The sequence below is a fragment of the Azospirillum sp. P4_B5 genome (assembly GCF_056402275.1).
On sequence record NZ_JBFUHT010000033.1, the window covers coordinates 92,456 to 106,720 of the forward strand.

Annotated in this window: 13 protein-coding genes; all 13 read right to left on the reverse strand. The window is 65.8% G+C overall.

From position 1 onward, the window contains the following. Positions 1-25: 25 nt before the first annotated feature. The 13 genes from fdxB to AC1DVI_RS22805 all read right to left on the reverse strand — a co-directional run bounded on the left by fdxB (position 26) and on the right by AC1DVI_RS22805 (position 14,239). Positions 26-319 carry a ferredoxin III, nif-specific gene (fdxB, locus tag AC1DVI_RS22745; protein WP_114860860.1) on the reverse strand — a complete coding sequence of 98 codons (294 nt, stop codon included), beginning with the start codon at positions 317-319 and terminating at the stop codon, positions 26-28. Between the two features lie 159 nt (positions 320-478). Further along, positions 479-685, reverse strand: coding sequence for a CCE_0567 family metalloprotein (locus tag AC1DVI_RS22750; RefSeq protein WP_119507475.1), 207 nt, complete (start codon positions 683-685; stop codon positions 479-481). Between the two features lie 10 nt (positions 686-695). Continuing rightward, on the reverse strand, positions 696-1,160 hold the full coding sequence (locus tag AC1DVI_RS22755; RefSeq protein WP_014239777.1) for a NifX-associated nitrogen fixation protein: 465 nt from the start codon (positions 1,158-1,160) through the stop codon (positions 696-698). Between the two features lie 4 nt (positions 1,161-1,164). After that, positions 1,165-1,566, reverse strand: coding sequence for a nitrogen fixation protein NifX (nifX, locus tag AC1DVI_RS22760; protein WP_200484393.1), 402 nt, complete (start codon positions 1,564-1,566; stop codon positions 1,165-1,167). A 47-nt stretch (positions 1,567-1,613) separates the two neighbouring features. Continuing rightward, entirely contained in the window at positions 1,614-3,020 is a 1,407-nt protein-coding gene (nifN, locus tag AC1DVI_RS22765) for a nitrogenase iron-molybdenum cofactor biosynthesis protein NifN (RefSeq protein ID WP_476959897.1), read from the reverse strand. Positions 3,021-3,025: 5 nt separating this feature from the next. Then, positions 3,026-4,441 (reverse strand): nitrogenase iron-molybdenum cofactor biosynthesis protein NifE, encoded by a 1,416-nt coding sequence (nifE, locus tag AC1DVI_RS22770; protein WP_476959898.1) that lies wholly within the window; start codon positions 4,439-4,441, stop codon positions 3,026-3,028. A 205-nt stretch (positions 4,442-4,646) separates the two neighbouring features. Then, a complete protein-coding gene (locus tag AC1DVI_RS22775; protein WP_476959899.1) occupies positions 4,647-6,134 on the reverse strand; it encodes a methyl-accepting chemotaxis protein in 1,488 nt (495 codons plus the stop codon). A 439-nt stretch (positions 6,135-6,573) separates the two neighbouring features. Next, the gene (locus tag AC1DVI_RS22780) at positions 6,574-7,782 is read right to left on the reverse strand and encodes an NAD(P)/FAD-dependent oxidoreductase (RefSeq protein WP_476959900.1); all 1,209 of its coding nucleotides are present in this window, start codon (positions 7,780-7,782) and stop codon (positions 6,574-6,576) included. Between the two features lie 142 nt (positions 7,783-7,924). Then, a complete protein-coding gene (locus tag AC1DVI_RS22785; protein WP_476959901.1) occupies positions 7,925-8,455 on the reverse strand; it encodes an RrF2 family transcriptional regulator in 531 nt (176 codons plus the stop codon). A 214-nt stretch (positions 8,456-8,669) separates the two neighbouring features. After that, positions 8,670-10,229, reverse strand: coding sequence for a nitrogenase molybdenum-iron protein subunit beta (nifK, locus tag AC1DVI_RS22790; RefSeq protein ID WP_476959902.1), 1,560 nt, complete (start codon positions 10,227-10,229; stop codon positions 8,670-8,672). 30 nt (positions 10,230-10,259) lie between these two features. Further along, positions 10,260-11,699, reverse strand: coding sequence for a nitrogenase molybdenum-iron protein alpha chain (gene nifD / locus AC1DVI_RS22795; RefSeq protein ID WP_476959903.1), 1,440 nt, complete (start codon positions 11,697-11,699; stop codon positions 10,260-10,262). Positions 11,700-11,840: 141 nt separating this feature from the next. Beyond that, positions 11,841-12,722 (reverse strand): nitrogenase iron protein, encoded by an 882-nt coding sequence (gene nifH, locus AC1DVI_RS22800; RefSeq protein ID WP_014239786.1) that lies wholly within the window; start codon positions 12,720-12,722, stop codon positions 11,841-11,843. A 272-nt stretch (positions 12,723-12,994) separates the two neighbouring features. Continuing rightward, positions 12,995-14,239, reverse strand: coding sequence for a hypothetical protein (locus AC1DVI_RS22805; protein ID WP_476959904.1), 1,245 nt, complete (start codon positions 14,237-14,239; stop codon positions 12,995-12,997). Between the last annotated feature and the right edge of the window lie 26 nt (positions 14,240-14,265).

Genomic DNA, 14,265 nt, shown 5'->3' on the forward strand with positions numbered 1-14,265 from the left:
CAGGTTCAGGTAAGGTGGGCGGCCCTCAGGCCGCCTGGGGCAAGTGGGTGATGCAGCTCTTGGAGCAGACCTTGCCGCAGCTCTCGCAGCCGATGCAGTTGCCGGCGTTCTTGACGCTCATGACCTTCTTCTCGGCCTCGTCGTCGAAGGCGTCGACGATGTCGCCGTCCTCGGTGATGCCGATCAGCTCCAGCACGTCGCGGCCGCAGACCTTGAAGCAGCGGCCGCAGCCGATGCACATCTTCTGGTCGACGCTTTCCACGAATTTCGGCGTCCAGGCGGCGCCGCCGCGGGTGGTGCCGGTCACGAACTCAGCCATCGTGTGCTCCTCAATCGGGCTTGTTGTCGGGATGTTTGTTGGGAATGGGCGTTGCCCCCACCCCGGCCCTCCCCCGCTGGGCGGGGGAGGGAGAACCGAGTCCCCTCCCCTGCGCAGCGGGGGAGGGTTAGGGTGGGGGCAAGGTGTCCAAACAGGCGCTCAGGCGGACGCCGTCTCCAGCGCCTTCAACTCGGCGCGCTTCTCGGTCAGGGTCTTGTAGGCGTCGTAGGTCTCCTGGGCGACCTGGAGGATCGACTGCCAGTTCTGCGGCAGCTCCTCCGACAAATCGTGCAGGTCCATCTTCTTCTGGGTCGCGCGGGCGTTGAGCTTCTTGACCTCGTCCTTCAGGGCGTCGATGTCGGACATGGCGGAACCCTCACAGATCGGCGACGTCGGGATATTTGCGAATCAGCGCCACGGCCTCCTCCACAACCTTGGCGCCGTCGGCGGCCAGCTTCTCCAGCGACGGGAAGCCGAAGCGGTGGACGTCGCGCAGGTGCTTCGACACGACGACCAGCCGGCCCGTGGTCAGAACCATGCGGCCGAAGCCCTCGTGGCTCATCTTCATGATGGGGGATGCGATGTGGCCGGTCTGCTTCTCGACCGTGATGCCGACGGCCTTGTAGAACAGCTCCAGCCGCCACAGCGTGTCGGGGTCCGGGTCGCCCATGATCGGGATGGCGGCGCGGGCCTCCTTGTCGAGGATGAAGGGGGCGAGGATCGTCTCGTCGCTCTTGCCTTCCCAGGCGCCGTAGCTGTCTTCGGCGCGGAACAGCATGACCAGAGTCTTCAGGAAAGCCTCGGCGAGATCGCTCCCGGCGGCCACGGTGGTGTCGGTCATGCTCTCAATCCTCTTCGTCGAAGGCCAGCTCCTGCGGCTGGCCGGCGTTCAACGCCTTGCGCAGCCAGGGCGGCGGGTTGCCGTTGATGGTTTCGACCAGACGGTCGAGCAGGGCGGTGATGGTGTCCGTGGCCTCCACCTTCACGGGGTGGATCTTCTTCGCCACCACGCGGGCGGCGGCGGAGGCGCCGATGGCCGACAGGTAGACGATGGCGCAGTCGGCCAGCGCGTCGAGCTTCGGGATCAGCTTGTCCTCGTTGCCGTCCTCGAACATCGAGCCGCCGAACTGGCAGGTCTCGACCATCGTGTAGCCGGCCCTGTCCACCTCGTAGACCACGATGTTCTTGGCCCACCCGAAATGCGCATCGACGTGCTGCATGTCCTGGGTGCAGAAAGCGACCTTCATGGAACCTCCTTTGCGGGGCCGGCCCTCCTCGGCCTGGCCCACCACACTCAGCCGGCGCTGCATCCGCATGATCCGCTCCCGCAGTGCTGGCCGTGTTCATGCCCGTCCCCATGAGGATGACCGTGGGCATGGCCGTGGCCGTGCCCGTCGTGGTCCATCTCGCGGGACAGGAACAGGTTGCCGATTTCGAACAGAAGCTCGCGCGTGCCGCGGTAGCCGACATGGACCTTCAGCCCGGCGCCCAGCCGGTCGAACATGGGTAGACCCATGCGGTGCAGCGGCACGCCGATGCGCGCCGCCCCCTGTCGCCCGTGCGAGTTCGAGACGATCAGGTCGGCGTCGCGGGCCAACGTCTCCACGTCGGAATGGTCGCCGACCATGACGGTCGCGGCCTTCAGCTTCTCCAGCACGGCGGTCTGGGTGGGGGAGACGGCGGCGATCACTTCCGCCCCCATGTCCGCCAGGAAGCTGGTGACGGCGTAGAGCAGGTCCGGCTCCAGCGCGACGGCGATCCGCTTGCGGCTGTAGAAGAAATGCCCGTCCAGCATGCCGTCCACCAGCGTCTCGCGCTGGCGGCGCAGCTTCGCCGGCACCGGACGGCCCGACAGCTCCGACAGGGTGCGGACGAGGCGGTCCGACGCCTCCAGCCCGGTCAGCCGGTCGAAGAAAAGGCTGCGCACGTCGGTCTTCAGTTCCAGAGCGGCGGCGGCGACGCGCATGTGCTCGCCGACCACCAGCGTGGCTTCCGACGCGCCCATCGACGCAATCTGCTCCACCGTCACGCCGCCCAGCGAGGTCGCCGTGAATTCGTCCGGCTGGCGGCCCGACATGGACAGCGACAGGTCGGGCAGGACGATCGGCGTCAGGCCGAAGCTCTCGATGATGTCGCGCAGCTCCTCCACGTCGCCCGGCGACAGGTGGCTGCCGGCCAGCACGTTGATCTGGCCCTTCACCGTGGTTTCCGACGGCTGGACCACCTCCTCGACGATGCCGGTCACCGCGGCGGAGAAGCCGTCCTCGAAACCGCCGGAGAAGTCCGGCGTGTTGGCGAAGACCAGCTTCAGCCCGGACAGGGCGGGGTTGCGCTGGCGGAACAGCGAATACTGCCCGGCCATGTCCTCGCCCTTGGTCTCGGTCACGCCGGTGGTGGCGACGCCGATCAGGGCGGGCGCGTTGCGCTCGTGGATGGTGCGGACGGCCTGCTCCAGATTCTCGTAGCCGCCGAGGATGGTGGAGACCTGATCCATCGCCGTGGTCTGGAGCGGGATGGCCTCGCGGAAATGGCGGACCAGAAGGACCAGCCCGAAGGCGGTGCAACCCTGGCTGCCGTGGAACAGCGGCATGCAGCGGTCCACGCCGAGGAAGGCGAGCGCCGCGCCCAGCGGCTGGCTCATCTTCAGCGGGTTGGTGGAGGCCGCCTTGGCGGAATGGGGGAAGCGCTGGATGGTGCCCATGGCGGTTACGCTCCCACCGGTTTGGTGTCCGGCCTGAAGTCAGGCTTGGCGTCCCAGGGGGCGGCCAGACGCACCTGCCGCCAGATCGGGTTGGACAGGGTCTTGTCGATTTCCTCGCATAGGTTGACGATGCCGTCATAGCCCGCGTAGGGGGTGTGGCGCTCCTGGTTCAGGTCGAGCCACGGCACCTTGGCCTTCAGCGCGATGAACTGCGACCGGCCGCCGGACATCATGATGTCGGCCTCGCTGTCGCGCAGCATCTTGTAGATGTCGCGGGGCTTCAGGTCGTCCCACTGGTGGAACTCCTCGCCCTTCATTTTCTTGATGCGCTCCTTGTCCTCCTTGGTCGACTTCTTGGTGGAGGTGCCGACGATGGTCAGCCCGGCGCCCTCCAGCGCGGTGACCATCGACCAGCTCTTCACGCCGCCGGTGAACAGCAGGACGCGCTTGCCGTCGAAGCGCGGCCGGTAAGGCTCCAGGCGCCGCCAGACGCGGCTTTCCTCGCGGGCGATGACGCCTTCGGTGCGGTCGATGAGCGCCTTGTCGGCGCCGCGCTCCACCAGCATGCGGGCCATGGTGCGCAGCGTGTCCGACATGTCCGACACGCCGTAGAAGGAGCCTTCGAAATAGGGGATGCCCCAGCGCTCCTGCATCTTGCGCCCGACATTCACCAGTGCCTGCGAGCAGACCACCATGGTCAGCCGCGCCCGGTGGGCCTGCGCCACCTCGTTGTAGCGCCCGTCGCCGGAGATGCAGGACAGGATGCGGATGCCGATCTCGTCGAGCAGCGGCTTCACCAGCCACAGCTCGCCGGCCAGATTGTATTCGCCGATGATGCAGATGTCGGTCGGGGTCGTGATCTCCGGCTCCACCGTGCCGATGACGTGGTCGAGCAGTGTCTCGCCGGCCAGCTTGTTGCCCAGGTTCTTCGATCCCACGAAGCCCGGCGCCATCACCGGGATCACCGGCTTGCCGAGCTTCTTCGCGGCGAATTTGCAGACCGCCTCGATGTCGTCGCCGATCATGGCGGGGACGCAGGTCTGATAGACGAAGACCGCCGGTGGATCGTACTGCTGCACGATCTCCTTGATCGCCCGGTAGAGCTTCTTCTCGCCGCCGTGGATGATGTCGAGTTCCGACATGTCCGTGGTGAAGCCGGTGCGGTAGAGCTGCGAGCCCGACGACTTGGTGCCGCGGTTGTCCCAGGAGTTGCCGAGGCAGGCGATCGGCCCGTGCACGAGGTGGGCGGCGTCGGCGATCGGCTGGAGCGCGATCATCGCGCCGTCATAGGCGCAGCCCCCGGCGGCAGCCCCCGGCTTCAGAGCCTTGGAGCACCCCTTCTTCCGCTCCTTCTCCGACTTGGCTTGGTTGGTGGAGCAACCCGGCTCGTTGAAGACGTCCTGGAGCTTTTCCTGGAGCATGACCTTCTCCCGCCATTGGCCGACATCGGCGCCCGTGGGTCAGTCGCCTGTGGGTCGGACATATGCAGGAGGTGTGCCAAAGAGCGAGTTGTTTATATTCAATAAGTTAGGGAGAGTGGCCTCGTGTGCGATACCCGACAATCGCGGACTTTGTCGGGTATCGCACAGCGGAGAGCGAGGGCAGGGCCGTGTAAGGCGCGCGCCTTCAACGGGCCAAAACCTTGGCGGCTTCCTTGGTTTCCGAAACCGCCGACGCGATCTGGGTGATCGCGGAGTTGATGGCGCCGATGTTGTGGTCGACGGCGCTGACCGAGACCGACGCGTTCTGCATGTTGGTGGACATGTCGCCGGTCACCGCGCTCTGCTCCTCCACCGCCCCGGCGGAGACGGTGACGAACTCCATCAGGTTGCTGGTGGCCTGACGGATGTTGCCCAGCGACGCGACGACGTCGGACGAGACGGCCTGCATGCCTTCGATCTCCTTGGAGATCTGGGCGGTCGCGTTGGCCGACTGGTTGGCGAGATTCTTGACCTCGTTGGCGACGACCGCGAACCCGCGCCCGGCCTCGCCGGCCCGGGCGGCCTCGATGGTGGCGTTGAGCGCCAGCAGGTTGATCTGGCTGGCGATCGAACTGATCAGATCGACGATGCCGCCCATCGCCTTGGCGACCTCGGTCAGGCGCGCCGCCGCCCGGTCGGCGTTCCCCGTCTCGTCCATCGCGGTGCTCGCCGCTTGGCGGGAGCGGATCATGCTGTCGGCAATTTCCCGGGCCGACGCCGCCAGTTCTTCCGCGCTGGCGGCGACGGTCTGGACGGTTCCTTGCGTCGCGCCCGACCGTTGAGCGGCGTCCTCGGCCTGCCGGCCGGCGGCGGAGAGCGCGGTGTCGATCTCAGTGAAATTGTTGTCGATCAGCGCCTTCAACTGGTCCAGCAGTTCCACCTGGCGGGTGATGTCGGTGGCGAACTTGACGATCTTGGACAACCGGTTGCTGGTGTCGAACACCGGGTTGTAGGAGGCCTGAATCCACACCACGCGGCCGCCCTTGCCGATCCGCTTGTACTGCGCGGCCTGGAAACGGCCCTGCCGCAGGCTTTCCCAGAAGGCGCGATAGTCCACGCCGCCGTGCTCGGCGGGATCGACGAAGGTGCTGTGGTGGCGCCCGGCGATCTCCGGCAGCGTGTAGCCGAGCAGGGACAGGAAATTCTCGTTGGCGGTGATGACCGTGCCGTCGGGGGTGAACTCGATCACCGCCTGGGACTTGGAGATGGCCTCCGCCTTGCCGCGCAGATCGATGTGTTCCAGATGGCGCTTGGTGACGTCCGTGCAGACCTTGACCACCTTGTACGTGACGCCCTGGCGGTTCTTGATCGGGTTGTAGGACGCCTCGATCCAGATCTCGCGCCCGCCTTTGCCGATCCGCTTGTACAGTGAGGATTGGAACTCGCCGCGGCGCAGACGCTCCCAGAAATCCTTGTAATCCGGGCTGTTGTGGAGATTCGGATCGACGAATATACGGTGATGCTTCCCTTTGATCTCCTCAAGGCCGTATCCCATGCATCGGAGAAATTGATCATTCGCCGACAATATGTTGCCAGATGTGTCAAAGGTGATCATGCCATTAGATTTGTCTAATGCATTGGTTATTTCCGTCGCTTCCGTGTCTGCCGACCTTAGAAAGGTTTTAAAGGGCATGTTGATTGTCCTTATGGCGCAAGAAGGGAATGATGATTTGAGGTTATCGTCAATTTACATAAAAAACAATTAATTGGCGTTCATGCGACGCCGGGGAGTGCCGTGTCGTTTCGGCAATCAATGTATTCGCCAAGATATGCAGTTTTGTTGATAGGTAATCGGATGCAATTTTTTGTTGATGTTGTGGGCATTCTGCCGGTAGTGGTCGCTGATGGATTAAAGGCTTCGATGGCTCTGCTCTTCAACCGACGGGCATCGCGTGTGTTCGCGCAAAAGCAATCAGGGCCGTCGTCGGCTGACTCCCTTCCATGGAAAGCTGTGAGGATGGCATGCCTGCAAAGAGCGCGGGCTGAAACGGTCAGCGGGTTCCACCGGAAGTAACGCCTGTGCGGAACCGCGTCCCTGCGGTGGCAAGGAGAGCGGCTCCGCTGGGCCACCGTCAGGGAACGATCACATAGTCGGGGTTGGCGATGGCGAAGACGGCGTCGCGGTCCGGCTGGGGCGGGTAGATCCACTTGGTGTTGATCTCGCGCTTCACCGCCTTGCCCTCCTCACGGGTCAGCCGGACCTGCCGGTCCCAACCTTCGGTGAAGAGCGCGCCCCACGGGCCGAGATCGAGGCAGGTCACGTATTTGGGCTGGCTGTAGGGGTGGGTGGGCAGGCCGACCAGCTCCGCCGCGGCGTTGTGGCCGGCGACGCGGCCCAAGCTGAGGGCGTGCTGGCAGGACATCGCGGCGATGTTGCCGAGATCGTCGGTGGTGGCCCGCGCCACGTCCCCGGTGACGAAGATCCCGTCGCTGCCGACCGCCCGCAGGAACGGATCGGCCGGAACGCGCCCGAACCGGTCATGCCCGCTGCTGATCTGTGCGGCCAGAGGGTTGGCGCGGGCGCCCGCCGTCCAGACGACGGTGGCGGCGGCAATGCGCTCGCCGGTGGCGGTGGTCACGCCGTCGGCGTCGATGGCGGCGACCGCCGTACCGACGACGATCTCCACGCCGCATTCGGCCAGAGCCTGCTCGATGACGGGGCGCGGCACGGGGCCGAGGTCAGGACCGATGGCCGGGGCCTGCTCGACCACAACGATGCGGACCTTGGCGTCCGCACCGAGGATGGCGCGCAGCCGGTCCGGCATTTCCGCCGCCGTCTCGATGCCGGTGAAGCCGCCGCCGGCCACCACCACGGTGTTGCGCGCCGCCGTCTCCGGCTGGGCGGCCAAGGCCTTCAGATGGGCGTCGAGGGCGCGGGCGCTGTCCAACTGGTCGACGTTGAAGGCGTGCTCGGCGAGGCCGGGAATGGGCGGGGTGAACAGGCGGCTGCCGGCGGCCAGGACGAAGCGGTCGTAGGGCAGGGTGAAGAGGGCGCCGTCGGTGCCGGCGACGTCCACCGCACGACGGTCGGCGTGGATCGTTGTCACGACGCCGGGGACGTGGCGGACGCCCACGGCCTTGAACAGCGCCGCGAGGTCCGGCGCCATGCCCTCCAGCACCGCTTCGTAGAGGCGGGGGCGGATGTGGAGCTGCGGGGCCGGCGAGACGACGGTGATCGCGACGTTGCCGTCCCGGCCGGCCAGCGCCACGGCGCGGGCGGCGGAGAGGGCGGCCCACAATCCGGCGAAACCGGAGCCGGCGATGACGATCTGCTGGGTCATGATTGCGTGTCCTTTTGAAAGCCGGACAGGGGGGGGCGTTCTGGCGCGCGGGTGCGCGGCAGCCATCCCGACCGTCCGGCGGAGGTCCGGGAAAAGCTCAGGGCATCGGGTGAGGGGCGGTGAGGCCGGCTACGGTGGCCGACTATGGTGTCTGCCGTGTCCGTGACATTGCGCGGGCGCTGAGGCGCGCGTCGATCCAGGTCTGGACGTCGCCTTGGAATTCCGGCGGGGCCTTGCGCCCGAAGGTTTCGCCGACGCTGGCCAGCGTTTCCTTGGCCAGCGTGTCGCGCATCGCCTTCTCAGCCTTCAGCATCACGGCGTGGATGGCGCAGACGCCGGAGGTTGCCCAGCTCGGCGGCGCGTCGTCGAAGACCGCGCAACGGCCGCGGATCTCTTGGCACTCGAACAGCGGCTTCTCGCCCTCGATGGCGTCGACGACGGCGAGGAAGCTGACGTCTTCCGGTGCCTTGGCGAGGCGGTAGCCGCCGCGTACCCCTTCGCTGGCCGTCACGATTCCGGCTTTCTCCAGCTTCGGAAAGATCTTGGCGAGGAAGGAGGGGGAGATGCCCTGCAATTCCGCCAGATCCCGGCTGCTCAGCGGCGTGTCGCCGGCGGCGGCCAGCCAGAGCAGGCAGTGGATGCCGTATTCGACGCTTGCGGTGAGGTGTGCCATGGCGTGGCCCGTCCAACGATCTCGACAACACAGACCGTATCAGTCCGCGTTCTCATACGCAAGACATAAAACACGGATAATGTTTGTCCGCGTTTATGGGCGAGGTGGCAGGCCGGAAAAATGGAAAAGCCGGAGCCCACCTCGCGGTGGACTCCGGCTCTCCGGGGAAGCCGGCCGGGCGGGGGGATGGAGGCCCCGCGCCGGCCGGGGGAGGTCAGCGCACCAGATCGAACGAGTAGTCGGTCTCGCCGACGATGTTCGTGTTGGCGTCCATATCCTCGAAGATGCGATCCAGGATGCGCACCAGCACGTTCAGAGCGCCCTGGTAGCCCCAGGTCGGGTAACGGTGATGGTGGTGGCGGTCGAAGATCGGGTAGGTCAGGCGGATGAGCGGGATCTTGGTATCGCGCTCCAGATACTTGCCGTAGCTGTTGCCGATGATGTAGTCGACCTTGTCGGTGAACAGCAGCGAGCGCAGGTGCCAGAGGTCCTTGCCGCCGTAGGCCTTGCCGGACTTGCCGAACGGCGAGCCGTCGAGCACCTTCTGAACCTGCTTCTCCCACTTCTTCGAGCCGGAGGTGGACAGGATGTGCACCGGCTCGGCGCCCAGCTCCATCAGGAACTTCGACATGCCCAGGCAGAAGTCCGGATCGCCGTACACGGCGAAGCGCTTGCCGTGCAGGTGGGTGTGGCTGTCGGCGATGGCGTCGACGAGACGGCCGCGCTCCAGCTTCAGCTCCGCCGGGACCGGCTTGCCGGACAGCTCGGCCAGCTTCATCAGAAGCTCGTCGGTGCCGGTGACGCCCATCGGGTAGTTGTACTTGGCGACCTGCTGGCCCTTCTCCTTGATGAACTGCAGGGACTGCGGGGTGCAGTATTCCTGCATGGAGATGGTGGCCTTGGCGTGGACGGCCTCCTTCGTGGCCTCCAGCGGGGTGCCGCCGTCATACATGCGGTATTCGCCGTCGGCCGGGGTGTCGAAGTTGTCCGACACGTCCGACAGGATGGTCAGCTGGATGCCGAACAGGCCGGCGATGCGCTTCAGCTCGCGGTTGTTGCCGACCGCGAAACCGTCGAAGCCCGGGATCAGGTTGATCGTCTCGTTCTTCGGGGTGTCGAAGTTCTCCGACGTGCCCCAGAAGTGGGTCAGGACGCCCTTGATCATGTTGTCGTAGCCAACGATGTGGCTGCCGACGAAGGCCGGGGTGTGGGCGAAGGGAACCGGGAAATCCGCCGGGACGCTTTCCTTGTTCTTCGCGTTGCTGATGAAGCCGGACAGGTCGTCGCCGATGACTTCCGCCATGCAGGTGGTCATCACGGCGATCATCTTCGGCTTGTACAGCGCGTAGGCGTTGGCCAGGCCGTCGATCATGTTGTTCAGGCCGCCGAACACCGCCGCGTCTTCCGTCATCGACGAGGAGACCGCGGAGTTCGGCTCCTTGAAGTGGCGGGTGAGGTGCGTGCGGTAGTAGGCGACGCAGCCCTGCGAACCATGGACGAAGGGCAGGGTGCCCTCGAAGCCCTGGGCCGCGAACATCGCGCCGATCGGCTGGCAGGCCTTCGTCGGGTTGATGACGACCGCCTCACGGGCGAAGTTCTTTTCCTTGTACTCTTCCGTCTTGGTCCACGCGGAAACCCGGGCGACCTCTTCGTCGGAGTGGCCGTACTCGAACTCCGCCTTCTTGCGCTCGAACAGCTCCTTGTATTCGGGCTGACGGAAGAGCGTGAAGTGGTCGATGACCTTGTCGGCGCTCTGGGAAACGGGGTGGGACATGCTCATTACTCCTATCTTCCAGAGGCCGCTTTAGAACGGAGCCTTCATGATGCCCCAGACGGGGTTGTTGATGGCCAGATCCATGTCGCGGGCGAAGATCGCGAAGCCGTCGTAGCCGTGATACGGACCCGAGTAATCCCAGGAGTGCATCTGGCGGAAGGGCAGGCCCATCTTCTGGAAGACGTACTTTTCCTTGATGCCCGAGGCGACGAGGTCCGGACGCATCACTTCGACGAACTTCTCCAGTTCGAAGGCGGTGACGTCGTCGTAGATCAGCGTGCCTTCCTTCACGTAGTGCTGGGTGCGCTGATAGTCGTCGTTGTGGGCGAACTCGTAGCCCGTGCCGACGATCTCCATGCCCAGGTCGTGGTAGGCGTCGACCACGTGGCGCGGACGCAGGCCGCCGACGTAGATCATCACCTTCTTGCCTTCGAGCCGCGGCTTGAACTTGGCGATGACGGCGTCGACCATCGGCTGGTACTTGGCGATGACCTTCTCCGCGTTCTCCTTGATGGTGTCATCGAAGAGAGCGGCGATCTTGCGCAGGGACTCGGCGATCTGCGACGGGCCGAAGAAGTTGTACTCCATCCACGGAATACCGAATTTCTCTTCCATGTGGCGCGCGATGTAGTTCATCGAGCGGTAGCAGTGGATGAGGTTCACCTTCGCCTTCGGCGTGTTCTCCAGCTCGGCGAGCGTGCCGTCGCCCGACCACTGGGCGATCACGCGCAGGCCGATCTCTTCCAGCAGGATGCGGCTGGCCCAGGCGTCGCCACCGATGTTGTAGTCACCGATGATGGTGACGTCGTACGGGGTGGAGACGAAGCCGTCCTTCGGCTCGGTCTTCTCGAAGATCCAGTCGCGGATGACGTCGTTGGCGATGTGGTGGCCCAGCGACTGGGAGACGCCGCGGAAGCCTTCGCAACGGACCGGAACGACCGGCTTGCCCAGCTCCTCGGACTTGGCGCGGGCGACCGCCTCGATGTCGTCGCCGATCAGGCCGATCGGGCACTCGGACTGGATGGAGATGCCGTTGACGAGCGGGAACAGCTCGTTGATCTCCTCGATCACCTTGTGCAGCTTCTTGTCGCCGCCGAAGACGATGTCCTTCTCCTGGAAGTCGGAGGTGAAGTGCATCGTGCCCCAGCTGTCCACGCCGGTGTCGCCGACATAGTAGTTGCGGCGGCCGGACCAGGAGTAGTAGCCGCAGCCGACCGGGCCGTGGGAGATGTGGATCATGTCCTTGATCGGACCCCACACCACGCCCTTGGAACCGGCGTAGGCGCAACCACGGATGGTCATCACACCGGGGATCGACTTGATGTTCGACTTGACGCCGCAGTCCTTGGCCTCGGCCTCCAGCACGTTCAGGTGCTTGGCGCGGCGCTTGCGGGACTTCTCGGGATACGCTTCGAGAACCTTGTCGACGAGACCCTTGACGTCGACGCCTTCGTTCACGGACAGGCTCATGGTGCCAGTCTCCTGCATGCTCTCATTGTCCGCGCTACTGCAGCGCGGGACCGAGCCCCCTCTCTCCCACCCCGCGCACAAAGGCGGGGTGGGCTGGGGAGGGGGCCAGTTCAGACCTGTGCCCCGTCAGGGACCCAGGTGTCAGGCCTTGGCGGCTTCCTTGGCCTGGAGCTCGGCGAGCTGCTGCTCCTCCGACTTCATGATGCCGAAGTCCATCAGCATCTCTTCCAGCTCTTCCATCGTGATCGGGGTCGGGATGGTGCCCTTGCCCTTGTTCGCGTGGACCTTGTTGGCGAGCTGGCGGTATTCCTGGGCCTGCTGGCTGTCCGGCGCGTACTCGATCACGGTCATGCGGCGCAGCTCGGCGTGCTGCACGATGTTGTCGCGCGGCACGAAGTGGATGAGCTGGGTGCCGAGGCGGGCGGCCAGGGCCGAGGCGAGGTCGATTTCCTTGTCGGTCTGGCGCTCGTTGCAGATCAGGCCGCCGAGGCGCACGCCGCCGCTGTGGGCGTACTTCAGAATGCCCTTGGCGATGTTGTTGGCGGCGTAGAGCGCCATCATCTCACCGGACATGACGATGTAGATTTCCTGGGCCTTGTTCTCGCGGATGGGCATGGCGAAGCCGCCGCACACCACGTCGCCCAGCACGTCGTAGGAGACGTAGTCCACGTCGTCGTAGGCGCCGTTCTCTTCCAGGAAGTTGATCGAGGTGATCACGCCGCGGCCGGCGCAGCCGACCCCCGGCTCCGGACCGCCGGACTCGACGCACTTGATGCCCTTGTAGCCGATCTTGAGAACGTCCTCGAGCTCCAGATCCTCGACCGAGCCGGCTTCGGCGGCGAGGTGCAGCACGGTGTCCTGCGCCTTGGCGTGCAGGATCAGGCGGGTCGAGTCGGCCTTCGGATCGCAGCCGACGATCAGGATCTTCTGATCCAGCTCGACCAGCGCGGCCAGGGTGTTCTGGGAGGTGGTGGACTTTCCGATACCGCCCTTACCGTAGAACGCAATCTGGCGCAAAGACATGGGAGGTTACTCCTTTGCTTGGGTCTACAGGGTGTCTTCAATTCCGGGGCGGCCTGCCCAGCGGCCGCTTCGACCCCTTCTCTGCATCCCCCGTGCCAGTTCGCGAGAAAATTTTAAGTCATTGAAAGTAAACAAGAAATTAGATTGCGGACGAGCGCGGTCCGCTTTGTCGGGCCTGTGACATACCCGACAAACCCCGACATTTTGTCGGGTCTCTCGCAATGAAAAGGAAGGGAAGGACGAACGTCGTCCGCCAGCGTCAGAAGACAGCGTCAGGCGGCGGCGTGGTTCAGCGCGTCGCGGGCGACGACGAGGCGCAGCGCCAGCGCCTCCAGCTCGTCGCCGTCCTGGCCCATGTCGTAGAGAAGCTGGGCCAGCGACTGGCCGCGGGCGAGCAGGAGGCGCGCCTTGGCCGGGTCGGCGGGGCGGGCGAGCAGGATGCCGACGAGACGCTCCCCGGCGATGCCGGCCAGCGCGCGGCTGCGTTCGGCCAGACGGCGCTCCAGCGTGTCGAGCACCGCCGGGCGCCCGGCATGGTCGAGGTCGGTGCAGAACTGGTGCAGGGAGCGGAGCTGGCGCAGCAGCGCCTCGAACAGCAGCTCGTCGAGGTCGCCGCCGTTGGCGGCCTTTCCAACAAGATCGAACAGCGTGTCGGAAAGCCGCCACGCCGCCGACAGGCAGTCGTTCATCGCCTTGCGGTCAGCGGGCTCGACGAAGGCGTTGGCCTCCTCGCGGTGCTCCTCCTGGTCGTCGAGGTTCCGCATTGCGACGACAAGCAGCCCGTCCACCGAGGCCAGCGTGGCGAGGCTGGCGTGCAGCGCCTTGATGCCGCGGTCGGCGCCGAAGCCGTCCATGGCCTCCGCCGCCCGGCGCAGGGCGTGGCGGGTGAGACGGCGCGACTGATAGACGACGTCACGCAGGGCGACGGTGGCGCCCAGCGTTTCCAGCATCAGCCGCCGCGCCTCGAAGCGCAGCAGGGCGTGGGCGAGGCTGTCCATGGCGCCGGCGGTGACGCCCGCCGGATCGTCCTCCGCGGCCACGACGGGCGGTTCGCCGCGGACCAGCCGGTCGGCGTCGGCGCGGGCGTCCGCCTCGATGGCCGACACCACCGACAGCACGGCTCCGCGTCCGGCACCGCGCAGCAGGGCAACCAGGGAGCGCAGGGCGGTGGCCACCTCCAGCGCGCCGGGCAGCCCATCCTCGGTTCCACTCTTGTTGTGGACGACGCGGTCGATCAGATGGTCGCGCAGGCGTGGCAGCAGGACGTCCAGGATGATCGGCGCGGTGGGGCGCAGCAGCGCCTCCAGCAGGCGGCCCTGCGGCTGGCCGAGCATGGCGGCCAATGGATTGACCGGCTTGGGCACCAGACGCGGACGATGGGGCTCCAGCAGGGCCAGCACCTCGTCGCCGCGCAGCGGGGTGATGGTGCCGCGCAGCAGCCGGGCGAGCGTCACGGCGTCGCGGGCCTCCTTGGCGCCACGCAGCGGAACCGGCGCCCGTCCCGAGCGCATCGGCATCTTTTCCGAGACGGCGGAAGGAAGAA